Here is a 21,935-nt window from a genome sequence, read left to right as displayed (position 1 = left end):
TTACTTCAGGTAAATAAATCTGCTTTCTTTCATTAACCATGATATTTTCATATTTCCTGAATGTTCAATATTTACGGATTTTTTTATCTTTTTTAATTGAAAATTTTTTCATGCTGAAGAGAATAATAACGAATTGATACTATACCCCCGGGATTATACGTAATCTCCGAGGACATGTACTTTGGCTGGCAATCCCAAACCTGTTGTCGCAACCGGAACCTACCTGGTGAACATCGCTTCCCTGACGGTGGACCCGAAGACGAAACGTGCCAAAATTTCCAATCCCAGATATGATGTAGAAGCCACTTTCACGACCCACATTCCCGTCAACTACTGCGACAAGAACCGTCAGGACAGGAAGGTTCAGGACTTCACGTTCCAGGACCCGAAAACAAAGAAGAAAATCACGGGCAGTTACGACTATTCATGGGGCAACAAGTCGGTCAACGGCTTCATCATCGGCAACGGGTCAGGGGGCTATTACATCATAACCTCCGCCGTACCGGGCAGCTCCTCATCCACCATTGATGGCGCAACCCTGCTCGACCCCTCGCAGGCCCAGTACAGCTATGTCTATGACCACTCGAAAAGCTGGTCCTCCGGAAACTTCTTCGACCTCCAGCTGAACGGGGAACATTACTACTTTCATCAGGATGATGACGGTACCGCCACCGATGGCTCCCTGGAGGAACAGTTCACCTTCAACACGTGTTTTCTGGCAGGCAGCCTGATCAGGACCCCGACGGGATACAGAAAGGTGGAAGACCTGAAGCGGGGGGATGCCATCATCTGCTACGATCCCCTGAGAGGCCAGACCATGCCGCAGCTCCTCACATGGGTGGGACGGAGCCAGGCCCGGGTGAAACCCTCCCTGCCTCTGGACATGGCAGGCTATCCCGTACGGATCAGGAAGGATGCCCTGGCGGACAACGTGCCTTCCGAGGACCTGCTGGTCACGGCGGAACACTGCCTGTTTTTTGAGGGCCGTTTCGTTCCGGCCCGCATGCTGGTCAATGGCCGCTCCATCCATTTCGACCAGCTGGATGGTGCGGACCCGACATCCTACGACATCTTCCACATCGAAACGAAAAAACACAGCATCATTTTTGCCAACAATGCCATGACGGAAAGCTATCTGGACACCGGGAACCGTCACCAGTTCATGCTGCCCAGCAATGACAACATCCTCGACAGCAGCCCGGAGCCTCATGCCATGCCGGAGCAGCAGTCATGGTATCATGACGCCGCCGCTCCCCTGTGCACGGCCCGGGACTTCGTCGCCCCCCTCCACCATGATCTCCTCGGACGTGCCGAAACACTGGGATTCTCCTTCCAGCATCCTTACAGGGCCGACACGCTCTCCGATGATCCGTCCTTCCATCTGGTCACGGACCAGGGGCACATCCTGCATGAGAAACGGACATCCTCAGGCTACAGGATTTTTTCCGTCCCTCTCGACACGGAACATCTCATCCTGTCCTCCAGAACAGGCCGCCCCTGCGACGTGCACGGCCCTTTTGTCGATGACAGACGGCAGCTCGGCGTTCTGGTCGGTGAGATACTCTATTTCCGGGGAGCTGAATCCATCACCATCGACACCCATCTGACGTCGGAAAAGCTGGAGGGCTGGCATCCTCTGGAAAACGTGCCGATGCGCTGGACACAGGGAACCGCCCGGCTTCCCCTCCCCAGCAGGCAGCCAGGCGGTGACAACGTGGAAACAGGACTTCTGGCCATCAAGATCATGGATGGCGGGCCTTATCCGATCGCAACCGACCATCCGCTGGCGAAAGAACCCGAACTGATGGAACACCACGTCCTCAGCAACGTCGGCTAGGCCACACCCAGACCCTGAAGGCGGACCATCCTGCCTTCAGGGTCTGGACAGGATGTTACTGGCGGCCGTCAGCCGGAACAGGAAGACCCGAGGGAGCCAGCACCAGCCCCTGGATGCCGAGAGCCTCCCTGTCCTCCGGCGTCATCAGCCAGCTGTCCAGCTGGGTATCGGGTGACCCCTCACCACGGAATTCCCTGATGCGCTTCTTCGACTTCTTGTGCGTGTGCTTGTGCACGTACTGGTGTTTCTTCCTGACGATCCGGCTCAGGTCCCTTTCGATGCGGAAGGCCGTCACGTCGCTGTCAGGAGTGACCGTCACCGCATTCCACATGAACATGGGAGGAGCCACATCATGCTGCGGGTTCTTCCCCTGCGGTGCGGTGGCGTCATTGACATAGAACTCTGGCCTCGTGACCAGCAGCCAGTTTCCAGCCGGGAGACCCTCAAACACGAGACGGCAGCCATCATTGCGGGTGACATGACGCACCAGGGCGAGAGCCTTCCTGTTGTCGATTGTCTCCCTGAAACCGGCCTGCGACAGGTCTATACGCAGATAGTCACGAAAATACGGGGCATCCGGGTACAGCACGACATCCTTGTCCGCCACCTTGCAGTACAGCTGCTGGTGCAGGCTGTCATGCCCGGTGATCTGCACGGCAAGGATCTTGTTCCCCGGCTGCCCGGCCCAGGCCAGCTGCCTGGCCTTGAAATTTCCGTCATACCCGGAGCATCCACTCAGCAGCCCCATGATCCCGGCAAGTCCCGCCAGAGTGTACAATCTCATTTTTCCAAAAACCATTATCCAGAACGATCCTTCTTCCAGTGACGTCAAGTCTCAATGGCGCAGCCACACCGTCTGCATGATAGACGGCAAAAGATGCAGAATGCCATCATTTTGCATCAACTACCTGCCGTATTTCCTGATCGGAGAGTCCCAGCCCCTTCATCTCTTCCTCTGTCGGATGCCACGTGCTGACATCCGCAGCCGCTCCAAAATGTCGGACCTTGAACAGGCCGATATCATTTCGCCTGTTGCCATCCTGAACAACCTGTCGTGCAATGACCCCCATGTCATCCTGTACGACAATACCTCCCCACAACAGGTTGAAGCCGGAAATATTGCTGCGCAGCTCCATCCCGCTCACCCAGTACGTCTGCGGTTGCGCCAGATAATGCTGGATGTTGCCAAAAAACACCCATTTTCCAGCAGGAACGTTCCTGAACACAAATGTGCACAGGGCCTGCCGGGGAGCCTTGCGCAACAGGGCCTTCGCCTTCCGGGTAATGTCACCCTTAAAATGATAGGGGGACTGCAGTACCCGTATCCAGTCCCGATAGTACGGTGTATCCGGGAACAGGAACGAGTTTTCCACCAGATTAGCACAATAATACCGTTTCTGTCCAAAAATGGCGGACGCCCGTACGATCACGGTTGCATGTCCAGCCCGGGTCGCCCAGACATGATCCTCATCCTTGTACGGCACCTTGACCGTATCACAGCCACCAAGCACCATCAGGGACATACAGCACATGAATGTACCCAGAATGGAGCATCGTCTCATACCCTACGTCCCTCAGTCTTCTTCTGAACGAGTACGACCTGTTACTTGAAATTCATTAAAAATGCCATCTTGATGACACAAAAAGACGGCTTACCCCATGCCATCATGTCACCCCCTCACGATGAGACGACAGGTCACCATCCTTTCTCCTGCCGCCCCAGCAAAAGGCGTTCCCAATCCCGCAAAAACATTCTAGTCTGCCTTCCATTCAACCGGCATAAAACATGCTCACGGACGCAGCAGGCAAGCGTAGGGTCATCATGAAGGCAGTTCGTCATTCTGGAAACGGTCAGCAGAATCAGGCAGCCCGCTGGCGGGCCGCATTTACCGGCTGGGTCGGCCTCTGCGGACTTGGTTTGCTGGCAGCCTGTGCGGACAGCAGCCAGCATTCCCCCGCCCTCACGCCCATGAGCCAGTATGCGAACGGGCAGACCGGGCCGCTGGGGTACGACACGCATGTCCCCGCCTTTGCCAGCGAGAACTTCGCTCCCTTCAACCGCCAGGATGTCGCCGCCATCGCCCTGCGGGAATGGCGGATGTTCGGAAGTCCGGTTGCCGACGCAGACCCGCATGACCGGCCGGAACCCTCCAGCCCTTCCCTCAAGCCGGAACGTCTGCCCGGCCTGTGGCAGCGCATCGGCGAATACTGGTGGATCGGCCAGGGGCCGGATGAGAATGAAAGCCGCTGGACCGGCCGCACCGATGGCAACGGCACCCTGTTCTCACCCCTCAGGGACGGCAACTTTGCCTGGTCGGCCGCCTTCATCTCCTATGTCATGCGTATTGGTGGGGCCAACATCCGCTTCCCCTACTCCCCGAACCACGCCACCTACATCAATGCGGCGGCCTCCGGCAGCAATCAGGGAATCTCGGCGCAGAATCCGGCCGATTACGCCCCACGGCTGGGCGACATACTCTGCGTCGGCCGTGGAAAGAGCCGCAGCATCACCTATTCCATGCTGCCAACCTCCTACGGCTTTCCCGCCCACTGCGGCATCGTGGTGGCCACGGGGCAGAACGCTCCGCCTTTTGGACGGGAAATCAGCATCGTGGGGGGCAACGTGGATGACGCCGTCTCTCTGACCCATGTCCCGACCGACAGTACCGGCCATGTCAGCAGTTCCGACGGGCAGAGCTATGACAGCCGCTACCCGTGGTGCGCCGTCCTCACGCCCCGTTATGATGCCGAGGCCGACCCCAACAGCGGGCAGTGAGGACGGTCTTTCCTCATTTCACGGGCAGGCCACAGGCTTTCCAGCCCGTGCCGGGGCCGTGCCTGTCCTCGAAACCATCCACGACATTCGTGAGCGTTTCATAACCAGCCTGGGCGGCCAGCTCGGCCGCCTTCTGGGAGCGCATCCCTGAGCGACAGATGAAGAAAAGGGGCGTCGCCCTGTTCGGCACGGCCTGCTCCAGACCGTGGATGAACTCGGCCTCGCTGCCTGCTCCCCATGTCAGGGCCACCACCTTCTTGCCGATGGAGTCCAGCTCCGGCATCCCGACCTGCGCCCATTCCTCTGGCGTACGGACATCCACCAGAACGGCCTGCCTGTCCGCCTTCAGGGAATCCCATGCGTCTCTCGCATTACTGTGTTTCATCTCATTCTCCCATGTTGAATGAACAATCAACGATCATATATAGGGTGTAATACCCTTTCACGACACCACGGGTATCATCATGCCAATGATACCATTTCTGTCACGTTAAACACGCTTCATCCCGCCGACCAGCAGCAACCGGATTCATTCATGAAACACACATCCCCCGCCAGCCATGCCACGCTCTGCCCCTCCCTGGTGGAGGCCATCGGCAACACCCCGCTCATCCGCCTGCGTCATGCTTCGGAGATCACGGGCTGTGACATCTATGGCAAGGCGGAGTTCATGAATCCCGGCGGGTCCGTCAAGGACAGGGCGGCCCTTTCCATCATTCAGGACGGTTTCGCCCGTGGTGCCCTCAGCAAAGGCGGCACGATCGTGGAAGGCACGGCAGGCAACACGGGCATCGGCATCACGCTCGTGGCCCATGCACTGGGCTGCAGGGCCGTCATCGTCGTGCCGGAAACCCAGAGCCGGGAAAAGCTGGACTTCCTCCGCATGATCGGAGCGGACCTGCGCCTCGTGCCCGCCAGACCATACCGGGACCCCGGCAATTACGTGCATGTCTCCCGCCGTCTGGCCGAAGAAACCGGGGCCTTCTGGGCAAACCAGTTCGACAACACGGCCAACCGGGACGCCCACCGCACGACCACGGCCCCGGAAATCTGGTCCCAGCTGGACGGAAAGGTCGACGCCTTCACCTGCTCCTGCGGGTCCGGCGGTACACTGGCAGGAATCGCCTTCGGCCTGCGGGAACTGGCCCAGCGGAATGGCCGGAAATCTCCCGAGATCATCCTGGCCGACCCGGAGGGCTCCGGCCTGTATGGCTGGGTGATCGCCAATGACCTCAGCGTCACCGGCAGCTCCATCACCGAAGGGATCGGCCAGTCCCGTGTGACGGCCAATCTGGAAGGCTGCGCACCCGATCACGCCGAACGCATCCCGGATGCCGAAGCTCTGGAGCAGATCTACCAGCTCACCATGAAAGAAGGTCTCTCCGTGGGCGGATCATCGGGCATCAACATTGCTGCGGCCATCCGCACGGCCCGCCGTCTCGGGCCGGGGCATACCATCGTCACCATCCTCAGCGATGGCGGGGCACGGTACCAGTCTAAGCTCTTCAACCCGGACTTCCTCCGCAGCAGAAACCTGCCCACCCCGCCCTGGATGTGACATCCCGGGCCGATCCGTCCCTAGCGGCGGATCAGCCTGGCGGCAAAGAAGCCATCCATGCCACCCTGTGCCACGTTCATGCCCGGATGGGTACGGAAGTACCCTTCCTCCGTGCGGGCACGGGGAAAAGCCGCCAGCTCATCCTCCGTGAAGGGAGACAGCTCCCACCGGCCATCTTCCAGAGCATGGGCGATACGCTGCGGACCTTCCTCATCCTGAAGGGAACAGACGGCATAGAGCAGCATCCCGCCCGGCTTCAGCATGTCATAGGCGGCATCAATGAAACGGTCCTGCCCCGCTGCCAGCGTGGTGATGTCCCGGGGGCGTTTGATCCATAGGACATCCGGGTGACGCCGCAGCGTCCCCGTGGCCGAGCAGGGCGCATCCAGCAGCACGGCATCCAGCGGCCCGGAAGGACGCCAGCAAAGGGCATCCCCCACAATGACCTCGGCCCTCAGCTGGAGGCGGGCCAGATTCTCCTTCAGCCTCTGGGCACGGGGCTTCTCACGTTCCACGGCCATCACCTCGGCCCCCGCACAGAGCAGCTGGGCCGTCTTGCCGCCCGGCGCAGCGCACAGGTCGGCCACCCGCTTCCCCCGCATGTCACCCATCAGCCGGACCGGCATGGCCGCCGCCATGTCCTGTGCCCAGAAATGGCCTTCCGCAAAGCCCGGCAGGTCTGCCATTTTCGTGCCCGCCGGGTAGCGGACCGTCCCCGTCGGCAGGGTCTCGCCCCCTTCCGGGGCCTCATAACCAGGCTTCACAGTGAGGTCCAGCGGCGCTTCCTGATAGAAACCCTGCGTGATGGACCGTGCCCGCCGCCCCCAGGAACTCCAGAGCCAGTGCGGCACATCCAGTCGGGCGTCATCCAGCCCCTCCTTCAGCGTTTCGGCCTCCCGCACCACACGGCGCAGGACGGCATTGGCCAGCCCCGCAAAAGGCGACAGGCCACGCCGGTGCAGCAGGTCCACGATCGTGCCCACGGCCGCATGAGGGGGGGTCTGGAGATGGATGATCTGCGCCACACCCAGCAGCAGGGCACAGCGGACCGGCTCCGGCGGCTGGCGGCGGAGGAGCGGCTGGAGCAGCTCCGTCATGCTGCCCAGATGGCGGAGCGTGGCCGCCGCCAGACGGTGGGCGGCCGCACGGTCCCGCCCCTCGCAGCTGCTGCGTTCCAGCGTGGTTTCCAGCATCCGGCGATGCTCCACCACACCGCAGATGATGTCGAGGGCCAGGTCCCTCACCGGGTCCTCATGACGGGAAATGGAGGCAGGACGGGAAGCGGACTGCCGACCCCGTCCGCCCCTGGGGCGTGAACGGGCTGGACGGGGAGAAGAAGCATTTGTCATGCGCCCGTTGTCAGGAGTTAACGGCTGGAAAGTCAAGATGGTTTTTGCACGCCCCCTTGACCCTCCCCGCCAAAGGGGCTGCAATCCATCGATCATGACAGATCATACCATCGCCCAGGCCCTGGAGGGCATCCGAACCCGCATCAGCACCGCCTGCCAGAAGGCTGCCCGCCCGGCGGAAGCTGTCAGCCTCGTGGCCGTCAGCAAGTTCCATCCGCAAAGTGCGGTACAGCAGGCCCTTGAGGCCGGGCAGCGCATTTTCGGGGAGAACCGCATACAGGAGGCCGCCGCCAAATTTCCTGCCCTGCGGGAAAAATGGCCGGACCTCCGCCTGCATCTCATAGGCACGCTCCAGAGCAACAAGGCCACCGAGGCCTGCGCCCTTGCCGACGTGATCGAAAGTCTGGACCGTCCCTCGCTCAGCACGGCACTGGAAAAGGCCTCCCAGAAAACGGGCCGCCTGCCTGAGCTGTTCGTGCAGGTGAACATTGGTGACGAACCGCAGAAATCCGGCATCGCCACCACAGAGGCGGACCGGTTCATCGAGGATGCCCTGCGCCGTTTTGGCCGACATGTGAAAGGTCTCATGGCCATCCCCCCCGCCGACGAAGACCCCCGCCCCTTCTTCCGCAGGCTGGCGGATATGAACCGCCGTCATGGCCTTCCCGCCCTCTCCATGGGCATGTCAGCCGACTTTGAGACCGCCATTGCCGAGGGGGCGACGCTCGTCCGTGTCGGCACGGCTATCTTTGGAAACCGCCCGTCACGGTGATTACTGTCATGACAGTTTTTTTAAGGTCTCTACTTGCATTCTCCATGAAAAAACTGTCATGAAACCGGAAACATCATAATCGGTGTCCCCTTCTGCATGGGGCATCCCTGCCTGTCTTCCTGTGGGGGATGGGTGTCTATCAGTCACACAGGATGGTCTTCTCCATGTCTGAACAGGATAGCATGTCCCTCAAGGAATCCTCTTCCGATCCCCGATATCCCAACTCCATCGGGACACCAACATCAGCTCCACAGCATGGGCAGGAAGGCCACAGCCGCCCGAAGGGCATGGGGGCCATGCTGGCCGCTCTGGGTGTCGTGTATGGCGACATCGGGACCAGCCCGCTCTACGCCCTGCAGTCCTCCATCCGCAATGTCGGGTCGGAGACCCATCCCGCCCACGCATGGGAAGTCATCGGGCTGACCAGCCTGACCTTCTGGGCACTCATGCTGGTCGTGACCATCAAATATGTCATCCTCATCATGCGGGCCGACCACAACAAGGAAGGCGGCATCATCGCCCTGATGGCCCTGGCCCAGCGCGTCTGCAAATCCAACTACTTCCGCTGGGTGTTCGGGCTGATCGGCATTGCCGGGGCCTGCCTGTTCTTTGGTGACGGCATCATCACGCCAGCCATCTCGGTTCTCTCCGCCGTGGAGGGTGTGGAAATTTCCGTGCCGGATGCCTCGCCCTTCATCATTCCGGCCGCCATCATCATCCTGCTTGGGCTTTTCGCCGCCCAGGCCCTAGGCACGGGGAAGATCGGCAAGGCCTTCGGCCCCATCATGCTGGTCTGGTTCATCACCATCGCCGTCCTGGGTGCCCGGGGCATCCTGCTCCATCCCGGCGTACTGCTGGCCCTCTCGCCGCTGGAGGCCATCCGCTTCATCGTCACGCACGGCAAGCTGTCCTTCATAGCCCTTGGCTCCGTCGTGCTGTCCGTCACCGGGGCTGAGGCCCTCTATGCCGACATGGGGCATTTCGGACGGTCTCCCATCCGGCTTGCGTGGCTCTTCCTCGTGCTGCCCGCCCTGTCCCTGAACTATTTCGGTCAGGCCGCCTCCATCATCAGCGACCCGACCACGCTGGCCAATCCGTTCTATTATCTGGCCCCGCACTGGATGCAGATTCCCATGCTGCTGCTGGCCACGATGGCCACCATCATCGCCAGCCAGGCGGGCATCTCCGGCAGCTTCTCCCTCTGCCGCCAGCTGATCCAGCTCGGTTACCTGCCCCGCACCCGCATCATCCACACCAACCCGCATGAGGAGGCACAGATCTACCTGCCGTCCCTCAACTGGATGTTTGCCTTCGGCTCCGTTGTGCTGGTGATCGCCTTCCGCTCCTCGGCGGCCCTGGCCTCGGCTTACGGCATCGCCGTGACGGGGACCTTCCTCTGCACCTGCGTGCTGGCCATGGTGGTCTTCCGCCGGGTCTTCCAGTGGAAGAGCTATGCCGTCGGAACCGTGTTCGGCTTCTTCTTCGTCATGGATGCCGTCTTCTTCTCCTCCAACGTGATGAAAATTCCGGATGGGGGCTGGGTGCCGCTCAGCATCGCCGTCGGCAGCACGCTCATCATGACCACATGGCAGCGTGGCCGCCAGCTCATCCGCAACATGAAAAAGCGTGATGCCGTGCCGATGGGGTCCTTCATCACCCGGCTGACCCAGTCCCGCACCATCCGGGTGCCAGGCCTGGCCGTCTTCCTGACCTCGGACCCGGAAATGGTGCCGGATGCCCTGCTCTACAACCTGCGGCACAACAAGGTCCTGCACCAGACAGTCCTGTTCGTCACCGTGCAGACGCTCGACCAGCCGGAAGCGGACCCCGACCAGCGCATGACTGTCAAGGAACTGGCACCAGGCATCCGCCGGGTCATCATCCGTTACGGCTTCATGGAGATGCCCAACCTGCCCCTGACACTGGCTGGCATGACAGAAATGGATTTCGACCCCATTCAGGCGTCCTATTTCACCTCGCATGACCTCGTCTTCCGCTCCAAGGTGCCGAAGATGTCACTCTGGCGGATGTGGGTGTTCCTCTATCTCCTCAACAATGCCACGTCGATTTCCGAGTTCTTCCGGATTCCGCCGGAGCGTGTCATGGAGTTCGGGGTACGGGTCGCGATCTGATCGTGGCCCACCAGCCCCTTCCGCTTTCGCTCTACATCCACTGGCCTTTCTGCCTTGCCAAATGCCCGTACTGTGATTTCAACTCCCATGTGCGGGAAACCATCCCTCAGGAGCGTTTCGCCAACGCCCTGAGGGCCGAGCTGGCACATGAGGCCGCACGACTGACGCAGGATGCACCCCGGCAGCTTGTCTCGATCTTTTTCGGAGGGGGAACGCCCTCCCTCATGCGACCGAAGACGGTCCATCATCTGATCGAGGATGCCCGCCGCCTCTTCCCCAGCGTGAATGACCTCGAGATCACTCTGGAGGCCAATCCCACCAGCGTGGAGGCCGACAGGTTCCGTGCCTTTGCAGAAGCCGGAGTGAACCGCCTCTCCCTCGGCGTGCAGAGCCTTGATGAGACCGATCTGGCCGCTCTGGGGCGACAGCATTCAGCACGACAGGCCATTGCGGCCCTGGAACTGGGACGCAGCATTTTCCCCCGCCTCTCCTTTGACCTGATCTATGCACGCCCCGGCCAGACGGAAGAGAAATGGCGTGCGGAACTTCGCCAGGCCCTGGCTCTGGCCGCAGACCATCTCTCACTCTACCAGCTGACGATCGAACCCGGCACGAAATTCGAGGCCCAGCACAGGCGGGGCAGCCTCGTCCTGCCTGAGGATGATCTGGCGGCGTCCCTCTACACGATGACCCGTGACGAGGCCGCCCGTTTCGGCCTGCGTGACTATGAAATCTCCAACTATGCCATCCCCGGTGCCGAAAGCCGCCACAACCTCACCTACTGGCATTATGACGACTATCTGGGCATTGGCCCCGGTGCCCACAGCCGCCTGACCTTCAGGGGCCAGCTCCACGCCACACGTCGCCACCGTGCCCCGGAACCTTGGGCAGAGCGTGTGGAAACACATGGGCACGGCACAAAGGACGATGAAACACTCTCACCGGACATGAAGGCTCATGAGGCCCTGCTCATGGGGCTGCGCCTGCGGGAAGGCATCAATGCGGCCCATTTCAGCAGACGGACCGGCCTGCCGCTGCGAGACTGCCTCGACCCCGTCATTCTGGAGGCCTGTCTTGAGGAAGGCTATCTGGAACAGGACGCCCAGACCCTCCGAGCCACGGATGAAGGCCGCCTCCGGCTGGAAGCCCTGCTTGGCCAGCTTGTTCTCTGAACGCCACCTTTGAAAAGAACCGACTGCACCCCATCTACAGGGGCAGCCTTCCATCATACACAGCGTGATGCCGCCATGTCTGCACAGAAAGCCCCCACCCTCCACATGATAAAACTGATCGTAGGCTGCACCTCCCCCGAGATGCTGCGGGACTGGGTGGCGGTGGAACGCCACAGAGGAACGGCCTATGTGCGCACCCGCACCATGCCCAAACGGGCTGAGGACATCGTACAGGGAGGCGGGTCCATCTACCGGGTCATCAACGGTCTCATCATGTGTCGGCAGCCCATCATCGGGTTTGACAGCTACACCCGGGATGACGGCCATCCCGGCACGCTGATCCTCGTCTCGGACGAGGTCATCCCGACCCAACCCCGGCCCATGCGGCCTTTTCAGGGCTGGCGGTACTTCAAACCGGAAGATGCCCCACCCGATCTTGGCAAGGGAGCCGCTGACCTCCCCGATGACGGAATCAGCTCCCTGCCAGCATCCCTCCGCAACCAGCTGTCCGAGCTGGGCCTTCTGTGACGGTCAGGAACAGCAGGCCATCACGGCCCGGAGCTGATCTTCCAAGCCTCTGCTTCCAGCCGGGAATGTCCCTTCCAGAACCGATGTTCCCACGGTGAAACCCGTCGCCCCGGCCTTCCGAACCGTCCTGATCTGTTCCGGTGTGCTGATGGACCCTGCCACGATCACGGGTTTCTTTACGGCCTCACAGCTGGCCCGGATGACCTCCGGGACATTCCCGTCATTCCGGTACGCCAGCAGGTCCAGCCCCGTCACGGCAGGATGGGCGGCCCATTCCGCCGCATTGCGGGCTATTTCCTCCGGTGAGCCTTTCAGCACGCTGGGATGCCCCACGACATGCCCTGCAAACGGGTAATAAGCCACGTCATGCCCCGCCAGAAGAGGCAGCACGTCCGGCACATGCGTGCCTCCCATCAGACAGTCCACCCCCAAGGCCAAGCCGGCCCTGACGGAGTCCAGCTCCCGTTCCCGGTCCGGTGACACGATCTCCAGATATGAGGTCGCCCCAGCAGAGCGTATCCTATCCGCCAGTATCCGCAGCTGCTCCACGGGCAGACCGATATCCTTGAATCCGACATGCCGGATGCCCAGCCGGAGGGCCGTTTCTGCCGCCTCCAGGGCTGTCTCCACCGTGCGGTCGTCACGTGTCAGCATGAAAATGAACCTGAACGTCTCCATGACTGTCCTTCCTGCCTGTCCTTGTCGCTTCCTATATGGATGACCCTTCATGACTTACCAAGCCCCGCACCACATGACAGGCAGACCGGCACCTCTATGGACACGGCTCCCCTCTGCTTTCATGATCACCCATCATCTCGCAACAGGATTCCCTCAGCATGACCGACGAAACAGCCGAAGCCGCCTTTCAGGATGACGACCAGACCATTGCCGGGGACAACCCCTTCCTTCTGTTTCAGGACTGGATGACCCTCGCCGAACATAAAGAACCGAACGACCCCAACGCCATGGCCCTGGCCACTGTGGACGACCAGAGCCTGCCCGACGTCCGCATGGTTCTGCTGAAAGGGTTCGACAGTGAAGGTTTCGTCTTTTACACGAACAGCGAGTCCGCCAAGGGGCAGGAGCTGGAACAGACCATGAAGGCGGCCCTGCTGTTCCACTGGAAATCCCTGCGGCGGCAGGTCCGCATCCGGGGAACGGTCTCACGTCTTCCGGATGAAGAGGCTGATGCCTATTTCCAGTCCCGCCCCCGTGCCAGCCGCATTGGAGCATGGGCCAGCCAGCAGTCCCGCCCCGTGGCCAGCCGCAAGGCCCTCTGGCAGGCCGTAACGAAAGAGACGGCCCGCTTTGCCATCGGTACCGTCCCCCGTCCCCCTTACTGGAACGGCTACCGTGTCAGACCTCTTTCCATGGAGTTCTGGATGGACAAGCCTTTCCGCCTGCATGACCGTGTTCTCTTCACCCGGACATCGGATGGCACGGGATGGACGACCCAACGCCTTTTCCCCTGACCCGGATGAACAAAAAAAGGGTGCGGATCAGATATCCGCACCCCATCCATACGATCCGGTCAGACTCTCCTACCGTCCGGTCATGATGCGGTCGACCAGCTCCTTGACGGTCGGAATATGCCCGTTGGCGTAGAACGGGTCCGTTGCAAAACGCCACGCATTCGTTCCACCGAAGACCAGATTATGGTCCACGATCTGCTTCTGTTCCTCAGGAGAAACATCCTGAAGATGGGAGATCGTCTGCAACGTCTTCTGGATGCAGAAGGACCGGGGATCAGCGCGCTGGCCGGTGCTGAAGGTCGGGCCTTTCTGGCTCCAGTTGGAAAAGCGGCACTGGGAGAGACAGCCCATGCAGGCGGCCTGATCAGCCAGGACCTGACGGGCCGTTTCCAGCGTCTCGAACACGACCGTGCCATCCGGAGTCCGCATGGGCTGGGTATAGCCTGCCTCCTTCCAGCGGCTGACCTTTTCGGCATCACCCGAAGTGACAAACACCTCACGTCCCCGCCCGCCAAGGCAGATCGGCGTATTGAAGTCTCCCTCGGCATCCGCCCGGAAGGAAACCTGCCGTTCGGACCGGGCGCGCAGTTCCTGAAGGAAGCCGTTGTTCACCGCAGAGGAATAGAACCCTGTCGGAGAAAAACGGTTCAGATACACGTCCCCTTCCTTCAACGTCAACAGAAGCTGCTTCCAGGCATCAGGAACAGGACTTTCCTTGGTCAGAAGCGGGCGTGTTCCGAACTGGAAGGCGATCAGGCCGATCTCCGGATTGTCCAGCCAGTCATTCCATTCTTCCAGATGCCAGACCCCACCTGCCATGATGATGGGCACATGCTGGAGGCCAAAACCGTTCATGACCTTTCGCAGAGCCGCCACACGATGATAGGGAGCCTCCGGCTTGTGAGGGTTCTCCGTGTTGGAAAGGCCATTATGACCGCCAGCCCGCCACGGGTCCTCATAGACGACCCCGCCCAGAAGCTCGGCAAAGCGCACGTAGGACCGCTTCCACAGGGCACTGAAGGCACGGCCGGAAGAGACGATCGGGTAGTAATGCACCCCGAACCGAGCCGCAATCTCGGCCAGCCTGTAGGGCATGCCCGCCCCACAGGTCAGCCCCTGGATCAGCCCGGGAGCACCTTCCAGAATACCGGTGATGACCTCCTCCGCAGCCCCCATCTCCCACATGAAGTTGGCGTGGACACGACCACGACCTCCGGAAATATCCCGGGCTATGCGGGCCTGTGCGATACCACCCTCGACGGCATAACGCACAAGCTCGGCCTGCCGCTCACGGCGTGTCCGGCCATGATAGATTTGCGGAACAGGATTTCCCTGCTCGTCATAACTGTCTGCATTGACGGCAGAGATCGTCCCGACCCCGCCTGCCGCAGCCCAGTATCCTGCAGACACACCATTGGAGACAGAAACACCTTTGCCCCCTTCGACCAGGGGAAGAACCTCCTGACCACCAAAACGGACGGCATTGATCGACTTCATAGAGGCCAGATGTCCCCACTACTCAATCACAAACTAACCCATGCAAAGGGAGCCTGACGCTCCCCCCACACATCACTCACTCCGCATCACGGCGAGGACGACCCGGCTTGGCACCGACACTCTCCGTAATGTCCGCACCAGTTTCCTGGTCCACCACACGCATGGAAAGCTTTACCTTACCACGGTCATCAAAGCCAATAACCTTGACCTTGACGGCATCACCCTGCTTGACGACGTCCGTCGTCTTGGCCACACGGCCATCCGTCAGCTCGGAAATATGCACCAGACCATCCTTGGGGCCAAGGAAGTTCACGAACGCACCAAAGTCGGCCGTCTTGACGACCTTCCCATCATAGATGCGCCCCATCTCAGGTTCGGCAACGATACCTTCGATCCGGCTGATGGCCTTCTGGGCCTGTTCATCATTGGCGGCGGCAATCTTGATGACGCCGTCATCTCCAATATCGACCTTGGCACCGGAATATTCAACAATCTCCCGGATGACTTTTCCGCCGGAGCCGATCACGTCACGGATCTTGGCCACGGGCACCGTCATGGTCGTGATCTTCGGCGCATTGCCAGCCACGTCAGAGCGTCCCTCGGCAAGGGCCTTGCTCATCTCACCAAGGATGTGCAGGCGGCCTTCCCGGGCCTGCTCCAGGGCCACCTTCATGATTTCCGGCGTGATGGAGGTGATCTTGATGTCCATCTGGAGGGCCGTCACACCCTCGGACGTACCGGCCACCTTGAAATCCATGTCCCCAAGGTGATCCTCATCACCAAGGATGTCCGTCAGCACGGCATGGCCACGCTCTTCCTTGATGAGACCCATGGCAATGCCTGCCACGGGGCGTGGCATCGGCACGCCAGCATCCATGAGGGAGAGCGAGGTGCCGCAGACCGTGGCCATGGAGGAGGAGCCGTTGCTCTCGGTGATCTCGGAGACCACACGCAGCGTGTACGGGAAATCCTCCCTGGACGGCAGGAGCGGGTTGATGGCACGCCATGCCAGTTTGCCATGCCCGATCTCACGACGGCCCGGGGAACCCATGCGGCCACATTCACCAACGGAGAAAGGCGGGAAATTGTAATGCAGCATGAAGCGGGAACGGTATTCCCCTTCCAGCGCATCGATCACCTGCTCGTCCTGACCGGTCCCCAGCGTGGCGACCACCAGGGCCTGCGTCTCACCACGGGTGAAAAGGGCAGACCCATGAGAGCGGGGCAGTACGCCAACCTCGGCCATGATGGGGCGCACCGTCTTCGTGTCACGCCCATCAATACGGATGCCCGTCTTCAGGATGGCACCACGGACCACCTGGGCCTCCAGGTCCTTGATCATCGGCTTGGCCAGCTCGGCCTCGAAACCTTCTTCCTCAAGCGTGGCCACGATCTTCTCGCGGGCCTCGGCCAGCTTCTCCACACGGGCCTGCTTGCTGCGTTCCTTGTAGGCCTCGGCAATCAGCTTGTTGCCCACCTTGTCCACACGCTTGCGGAGGGCAACCTCCTCCTTGGAGATTTCCGGCAGGTCCCACGGTGCCCGGGCGGCATGTTCCGCCAGATCGATGATGGCATCGATCACCGGCTGGAAAGCCGTGTGACCCAGCATGACGGCCTCGAGCATCTCATCCTCGGACAGCTCCTGCGCCTCGGACTCAACCATCAGAACGCCTTCGGAGGTACCAGCCACCACGAGGTCAAGCGTGCTGTCCTTCACCTCGCTGAAGGTCGGGTTGACAACGAACTTGCCATCAATACGGCCGACACGGGCGGCCCCGACCGGCCCGAAAAACGGGATACCGGACAGCGTCAGTGCGGCGGAACAGCCGATCATGGCCACCAGGGCCGGATCATTCTCCATGTCATGGCTCAGCACGGTCGCCACGACCTGCACCTCGTTCCGGAAATTCTCCGGAAACAGCGGACGGATGGGCCGGTCGATCAGGCGGGAGGACAGCACCTCATGCTCGGAAGGACGCCCCTCACGTTTGAAGAAGCCACCCGGAATCTTGCCGGCCGCATAGGCCTTTTCCTGATAGTTCACGGTCAGCGGGAAGAAATCCTGACCCGGCTTCACCGTCTTGGCACCCACGGCGGTGCAGAGCACGACCGTGTCCCCATAGGTGACCACGACGGCCCCATCAGCCTGACGGGCGATCTTGCCAGTTTCCAGAACCAGCGGCCGGCCGGCCCATTCGATTTCTTTACGGAAGTAATTGTCAAACATTCTGTCTTCCTCCGGAAGCAATAATCAAGGCCCAGCCAGCACCAGACTATAAACAGCGTTTCGGACGGCATGGCGATGATGACGCATCAGACACGTCATGACACCATGTGGCCTGAAACGCCGACGAAAGCGTTTTCTGGCGACACAGCACGGGCCAGAACCCGGGGAAGCCTGCTCCCCCGGGTCGTGGTCGAAACTCAGCGACGCAGGCCGAGACGTTCGATCAGCGTCTGGTAACGCTCTTCGCTCTTGCGCTTCAGGTAATCCAGAAGCGCACGGCGACGGCCGACCAGCATCAGCAGACCACGACGGGAATGGAAGTCCTTCTTGTGGGTCTTCATGTGCTCGGTCAGGTTCACGATCCGCTCGGTCAGCAGGGCGACCTGCACTTCCGGGGACCCCGTGTCATCATCGGCACGGCGATATTCGGCAATGAGCTGGCTGCGGCGTTCAGCTGTAATCGACATCTTGTTCTCCAAAAAACAAATGGTTTTCCAACATCCTGACTGCCCGCAGCCGCCCTTCGGCAGCCCGGCACAGCCCGATGACATGCCCCCCGACCGTAATCCGCCAGAGTGGAACATCTTCCACCCCGTCAGGTACGCTCCCCTCAAGATGGGCCAGCATGACAGCCTGCCCACAGATCAGGGCCTTTCCTTCTGCTCGTGTGACGGCCAACGCCGGGATGTCGACCAGCGCAGTCGCCGCATCCAGCAGGGGAAGCGGAAGGGCATACGCCTTGTCTCTAGTTTCTTCCGGTTTGTCCAGCCCTAACTGGCCGACCGTGCAGGCATGGGAGAGGTCAAAAGGCCCGCATTTTGTCCGCCGCAGAACGGAAATATGCCCCACGGTACCACAGGCCAGAGCAATATCCCGGGCAAGGGACCTCATGTAGACACCCTTGCCGGACTGCACCTCAAACACGGCCGTATCCGCATCGGGCCGCTCCATCAGAGTGACCGAATCGATTCGGGCAGGCCGGGGTGGCAGCTCCGGTGGCCGACCGGCACGGGCCAAGTCGTAGGACCTCTGCCCTCCCACCCGAAGGGCCGAAAACACGGGAGGCACCTGCATCACGTCCCCACACAGGGCAGGAAGAACGGCCCTGATCTCATCGTCGGAAGGCCGCCTGTCCGACGTCGCCAGCACCTCTCCCTCCCGGTCATCCGTCGTGCGGCTTTCCCCAAAGGACAGGGTGAAACGGTACCGTTTGGTCGCATCCATGATGTAGGGAATGGTGCTCGTGGCCTTGCCGAAAGCGATGGGCAACACCCCCGAGGCCAGCGGGTCCAGCGTGCCGCCATGTCCGGCCTTGCGGCCATCGAAGGCCCTCAGAAGCCGGTTGACCATCATCGTGGAACTCGGTCCGAGCGGCTTGTCGAGGATCAGCCAGCCATGTATGTCCCTGCCTCTTTTACGTGCCATCAGCCGATCATCCAGCCTCAGTCCACATCATCTGAAGCTGGATCACGGTGCAGGTCACGCTGGACCTCCGGAGAGCGCAGGATGCTCTCCACTTCCATCGCATGTTCCAGAGAGGTGTCAGGCTGGAAGTGCAGCTCCGGCACGGTCCGCAGCCTCAGGGCAGAGGACAGTTTCCGCCGCAGGAACGACGCCACACGTTTCAGGGCCGGGAGAACGGCCTCGATGTCATCACGCCCGAGGCGGGCAACGAAGACCGTGGCATGGCGCAGGTCCGGAGAAACACGGACCTCTGTCACCGTGACGCTCACGCCATAAAGCTCAGGGTCCCGGAACTCCGTTCTGGCAAAGACTTCAGCCAGAACATGGCGGATCTCTTCCGCCACACGAAGCTGACGGGTGCTCGGGCCGACAGAGCTTTCGCCTGCCGGTCCGAGAAGGTCAAAGGAAGGCCGTTTCTTCAAGCCGGGATCTCTTCCATCTCATAACATTCAACAACATCGCCTTCCCGCAGGTCATTGTAACCGGCAAAGGACAGACCGCACTCATAGTTGTGAGCCACTTCACGGACATCATCCTTGAAGCGTTTCAGCTGGCTGAGCTCGCCCTCATGAATGACGACGTTGTCACGCAGCAGGCGTACGCCACAGCCACGCTTGACGATACCCTCGGTGACATAGCAGCCGGCCACCTTGCCAACCTTGGTGATGTTGAAGACCTGACGGATCTCCGCATAACCGAGGAACTTCTCACGATGTTTCGGCGCAATGCGACCCCGGACCAGCTTCTCCACATCATCAGAGACCTGATAGATGATGGAGTAGTAACGGATGTCCACACCGTCACGCTGTGCCAGCTCACGGGCCTGCACGGTGGCACGCACGTTGAAGGCGACGATCACGGCATTGGAAGCCTTGGCCAGCTGCACGTCACTCTCGGTGATCTGACCGACATTGGCATTGAGAACACGGACAGCCACCTCCTCATGAGACAGCTTCTCCACCGTGGCCTGGATGGCCTCGGCCGATCCCTGCACGTCAGCCTTGACGATCAGGGCCACTTCCTTCTGCTCACCAGCCTGAATCCGGGCCAGCATCTGGTCTAGGGTACCACGGGCAGCAACCTGCATGGCCGTGGCCTTCTCATGGGCCTTGCGCTGACGGAACTCACTGATCTCACGGGCACGGTTCTCGCTGTCGACCACCACGAACGGAGCACCAGCATCCGGCACGCCACTCATGCCCAGAATTTCCACGGGAACGGAAGGACCGGCCTTCTTGATCTGCTTGCCGTGATCATCCAGCAGGGCACGGACACGGCCCCAGTGGGCACCGGCCACGACGATGTCCGTCCGGTTGAGCGTTCCCTTCTGGACCAGCACGGTCGCCACGGAACCACGGCCACGGTCCAGACGGCTCTCGATGACGGCACCCTCGGCAATCCGGTCCGGATTGGCCTTCAGGTCAAGGATTTCGGCCTGGAGCAGGATGGCTTCCAGAACACGGTCCAGTCCATCACGCTTGAGGGCGGAAACCTCCACCTCCTGCGTGTCGCCACCCATGCTTTCCACGACGATCTCATGGTTCAGCAGCTCGTTGCGGACACGGTCAGGGTTGGCACCCGGCTTGTCCATCTTGTTGATGGCCACGATGATCGGCGCATTGGCCGCATTGGCATGTTTGATGGCCTCGACCGTCTGCGGCATGACGCCATCATCAGCCGCCACGACCAGCACCACGATGTCCGTGACGGACGCACCACGGGCACGCATGGAGGTGAACGCCTCATGACCCGGCGTGTCGATGAAGGTCACTTTCTGACCTGAGGCCAGCGTCACCTGATAAGCACCGATATGCTGGGTGATACCACCCGCCTCGCCGTGGGCGACATCCGTCGTCCGCAGCGCATCCAGCAGGGAGGTCTTGCCGTGGTCGACATGCCCCATGACAGTCACCACCGGCGGACGGGGCTGCATGTCCTCCGGCTTGTCCTCGATCCCCTCGATGCCCAGCTCGACGTCGTTGTCCGCCACACGCTTGATGCGATGACCGAATTCGCTCACGACCAGCTCGGCCGTATCACCGTCGATGCTCTGGGCTGCCGTCGCCATGACACCCATCTTCATCAGCATCTTGATGACCTCACCCTGACGGGCGGCCATACGGTTGGCCAGCTCACCCACCGTGATGGTTTCCGGCACGGTCACGTCACGCACGACACGGACCTGATCGGAACGAAGACGCTCCAGCTCGGCCTGACGACGCTCACGGTCACGCTGCCGACGGACGGACGCCAGAGACCGGGTCTTGCCATCATCACCTTCGATGGCGGCACGGACGTCGATACGACCGGAGCGACGGTCCTGCCCACCAGCCGCACGACGGGAAGACGGACGACGGGACTGCGTGGAAGAACGACGGCCCCCCCCCCCGCCGCCACTGCGACGGGGTGATGCCACACCGTCATCATCAGCCGCCGCTGCGGCACCGGCACGGCCACGCAGATGCAGTGTCTCTCCCGCAGAGGAAGAGGACGGACGGGCGGAAGCCGCACGGGACGAAGCCGCCGTGTTCAGGGGACGGCTCGGCATGATGGCACGCTCGGCCAGAGGGCGCAGACGCTTGGTCGGTTCGGCCAGCTGCACGCCACCGGCAGTGGAACCTGTCAGAGGCGGCGGAACCGGCTTCTCCGTTTCCTTGCGACGGGCGGCAGCTTCGGTCTTCTTCCGGGCCTCTTCCTCTTCGGCACGGGTCCGGGCTTCGGCCTCCTCCTGGGCACGGCTTTCAGCCTCGGCCTTCTTGCGGGCCTCTTCCTCCGCAGCGGAGCGGATGCGGATCTTCTCGGCCTCCTGCCGGGCTTCCTCTTCCGCACGGGCAGCGGCAGCGGCGGCCTCGACCAGAACCCGCTGGCGTTTTTCCTGCTCGGAGGCTGTCAGGCCCCGCACGCCCGTTGCGGCACGGCCACCCCGGCCACCTGTCGCACCGCTTCTCTTGGGCTTGCGCACCTCGACACGGACTTCCTTGGAACGCCCGTGGCTGAAGCTCTGCCTCACAGAGCCAGCCTCCACAGTCCGCCCCACATCCTTGCGTCCTGCCGGACGCAGGGAGAGGCGACCGGAGCTTTTGCTCTGCCCTTCTTTCGGGGCTGTCCCCTTTGGAGTTCCGTTCTGGTTGCGCTCGTTGCCGTCGCTCAT

The 21,935-nt window shown here is 61.3% G+C and carries 19 protein-coding genes; 8 read left to right on the top strand and 11 right to left on the bottom strand.

The window, feature by feature from the left end; translation table 11 throughout:
• Positions 1-226: 226 nt before the first annotated feature.
• On the top strand, positions 227-1,837 hold the full coding sequence (locus CPA56_RS00685; protein ID WP_182040134.1) for a Hint domain-containing protein: 1,611 nt from the start codon (positions 227-229) through the stop codon (positions 1,835-1,837).
• A gap of 55 nt (positions 1,838-1,892) precedes the next feature.
• Here CPA56_RS00685 and CPA56_RS00680 read toward each other — a convergent pair whose 3' ends face one another.
• On the bottom strand, positions 1,893-2,621 hold the full coding sequence (locus tag CPA56_RS00680) for a hypothetical protein (protein ID WP_182040133.1): 729 nt from the start codon (positions 2,619-2,621) through the stop codon (positions 1,893-1,895).
• Positions 2,622-2,727: 106 nt separating this feature from the next.
• Positions 2,728-3,399 (bottom strand): hypothetical protein, encoded by a 672-nt coding sequence (locus CPA56_RS00675; protein WP_182040132.1) that lies wholly within the window; start codon positions 3,397-3,399, stop codon positions 2,728-2,730.
• A gap of 260 nt (positions 3,400-3,659) precedes the next feature.
• Here CPA56_RS00675 and CPA56_RS00670 point away from each other — a divergent pair, with 260 nt between their 5' ends.
• The gene (locus tag CPA56_RS00670) at positions 3,660-4,613 is read left to right on the top strand and encodes a DUF2272 domain-containing protein (RefSeq protein WP_182040131.1); all 954 of its coding nucleotides are present in this window, start codon (positions 3,660-3,662) and stop codon (positions 4,611-4,613) included.
• 13 nt (positions 4,614-4,626) lie between these two features.
• On the opposite strand, the gene CPA56_RS00665 is transcribed toward CPA56_RS00670, so the two are convergent.
• Positions 4,627-4,998 (bottom strand): rhodanese-like domain-containing protein, encoded by a 372-nt coding sequence (locus CPA56_RS00665; protein WP_182040130.1) that lies wholly within the window; start codon positions 4,996-4,998, stop codon positions 4,627-4,629.
• A gap of 150 nt (positions 4,999-5,148) precedes the next feature.
• Here CPA56_RS00665 and CPA56_RS00660 point away from each other — a divergent pair, with 150 nt between their 5' ends.
• Positions 5,149-6,171, top strand: a complete 1,023-nt coding sequence (locus CPA56_RS00660) for a cysteine synthase A (RefSeq protein ID WP_182040129.1) — start codon at positions 5,149-5,151, stop codon at positions 6,169-6,171.
• Positions 6,172-6,191: 20 nt separating this feature from the next.
• Here CPA56_RS00660 and CPA56_RS00655 read toward each other — a convergent pair whose 3' ends face one another.
• A complete protein-coding gene (locus CPA56_RS00655; RefSeq protein WP_182040128.1) occupies positions 6,192-7,520 on the bottom strand; it encodes an RsmB/NOP family class I SAM-dependent RNA methyltransferase in 1,329 nt (442 codons plus the stop codon).
• Positions 7,521-7,614: 94 nt separating this feature from the next.
• Between CPA56_RS00655 and CPA56_RS00650 the strand changes: the two genes are divergently transcribed.
• The 4 genes from CPA56_RS00650 (at position 7,615) to CPA56_RS00635 (ending at position 12,124) form a co-directional block, all read left to right on the top strand.
• Positions 7,615-8,292, top strand: coding sequence for a YggS family pyridoxal phosphate-dependent enzyme (locus CPA56_RS00650; RefSeq protein ID WP_182040127.1), 678 nt, complete (start codon positions 7,615-7,617; stop codon positions 8,290-8,292).
• Between the two features lie 164 nt (positions 8,293-8,456).
• Positions 8,457-10,424, top strand: coding sequence for a potassium transporter Kup (locus CPA56_RS00645; RefSeq protein WP_182040126.1), 1,968 nt, complete (start codon positions 8,457-8,459; stop codon positions 10,422-10,424).
• Between the two features lie 2 nt (positions 10,425-10,426).
• Positions 10,427-11,596, top strand: a complete 1,170-nt coding sequence (gene hemW / locus CPA56_RS00640) for a radical SAM family heme chaperone HemW (protein WP_182040125.1) — start codon at positions 10,427-10,429, stop codon at positions 11,594-11,596.
• A 75-nt stretch (positions 11,597-11,671) separates the two neighbouring features.
• Positions 11,672-12,124, top strand: coding sequence for a DUF1489 family protein (locus CPA56_RS00635; protein ID WP_182040124.1), 453 nt, complete (start codon positions 11,672-11,674; stop codon positions 12,122-12,124).
• Between the two features lie 3 nt (positions 12,125-12,127).
• Here the strand turns inward: CPA56_RS00635 and CPA56_RS00630 are convergent, their stop codons facing one another.
• Positions 12,128-12,778 carry a 4-hydroxythreonine-4-phosphate dehydrogenase gene (locus CPA56_RS00630; protein ID WP_229707244.1) on the bottom strand — a complete coding sequence of 217 codons (651 nt, stop codon included), beginning with the start codon at positions 12,776-12,778 and terminating at the stop codon, positions 12,128-12,130.
• 182 nt (positions 12,779-12,960) lie between these two features.
• Here CPA56_RS00630 and pdxH point away from each other — a divergent pair, with 182 nt between their 5' ends.
• Positions 12,961-13,596 carry a pyridoxamine 5'-phosphate oxidase gene (gene pdxH / locus CPA56_RS00625; protein ID WP_182040122.1) on the top strand — a complete coding sequence of 212 codons (636 nt, stop codon included), beginning with the start codon at positions 12,961-12,963 and terminating at the stop codon, positions 13,594-13,596.
• A 69-nt stretch (positions 13,597-13,665) separates the two neighbouring features.
• Here the strand turns inward: pdxH and CPA56_RS00620 are convergent, their stop codons facing one another.
• The 6 genes from CPA56_RS00620 to infB all read right to left on the bottom strand — a co-directional run bounded on the left by CPA56_RS00620 (position 13,666) and on the right by infB (position 21,935).
• Entirely contained in the window at positions 13,666-15,093 is a 1,428-nt protein-coding gene (locus CPA56_RS00620) for an NAD(P)H-dependent flavin oxidoreductase (RefSeq protein WP_182040121.1), read from the bottom strand.
• A gap of 76 nt (positions 15,094-15,169) precedes the next feature.
• On the bottom strand, positions 15,170-17,320 hold the full coding sequence (pnp, locus tag CPA56_RS00615) for a polyribonucleotide nucleotidyltransferase (RefSeq protein WP_182040120.1): 2,151 nt from the start codon (positions 17,318-17,320) through the stop codon (positions 15,170-15,172).
• A 197-nt stretch (positions 17,321-17,517) separates the two neighbouring features.
• A complete protein-coding gene (gene rpsO, locus CPA56_RS00610) occupies positions 17,518-17,787 on the bottom strand; it encodes a 30S ribosomal protein S15 (protein WP_182040119.1) in 270 nt (89 codons plus the stop codon).
• Entirely contained in the window at positions 17,771-18,745 is a 975-nt protein-coding gene (truB, locus tag CPA56_RS00605; protein ID WP_182040118.1) for a tRNA pseudouridine(55) synthase TruB, read from the bottom strand. Before truB ends, rpsO begins: the two co-directional genes overlap by 17 nt.
• A gap of 17 nt (positions 18,746-18,762) precedes the next feature.
• Positions 18,763-19,206, bottom strand: a complete 444-nt coding sequence (gene rbfA, locus CPA56_RS00600) for a 30S ribosome-binding factor RbfA (protein ID WP_182040117.1) — start codon at positions 19,204-19,206, stop codon at positions 18,763-18,765.
• Complete coding sequence (gene infB / locus CPA56_RS00595) at positions 19,203-21,935, bottom strand: translation initiation factor IF-2 (protein WP_182040116.1); 2,733 nt, start codon at positions 21,933-21,935, stop codon at positions 19,203-19,205. Before infB ends, rbfA begins: the two co-directional genes overlap by 4 nt.

Origin of the sequence: Bombella mellum (assembly GCF_014048465.1) — a bacterium.
Taxonomy (GTDB): Bacteria; Pseudomonadota; Alphaproteobacteria; order Acetobacterales; family Acetobacteraceae; genus Bombella; species Bombella mellum.
Note: the sequence above shows the minus strand (reverse complement) of the source record. Positions and strands in the feature narration are given on the sequence as shown.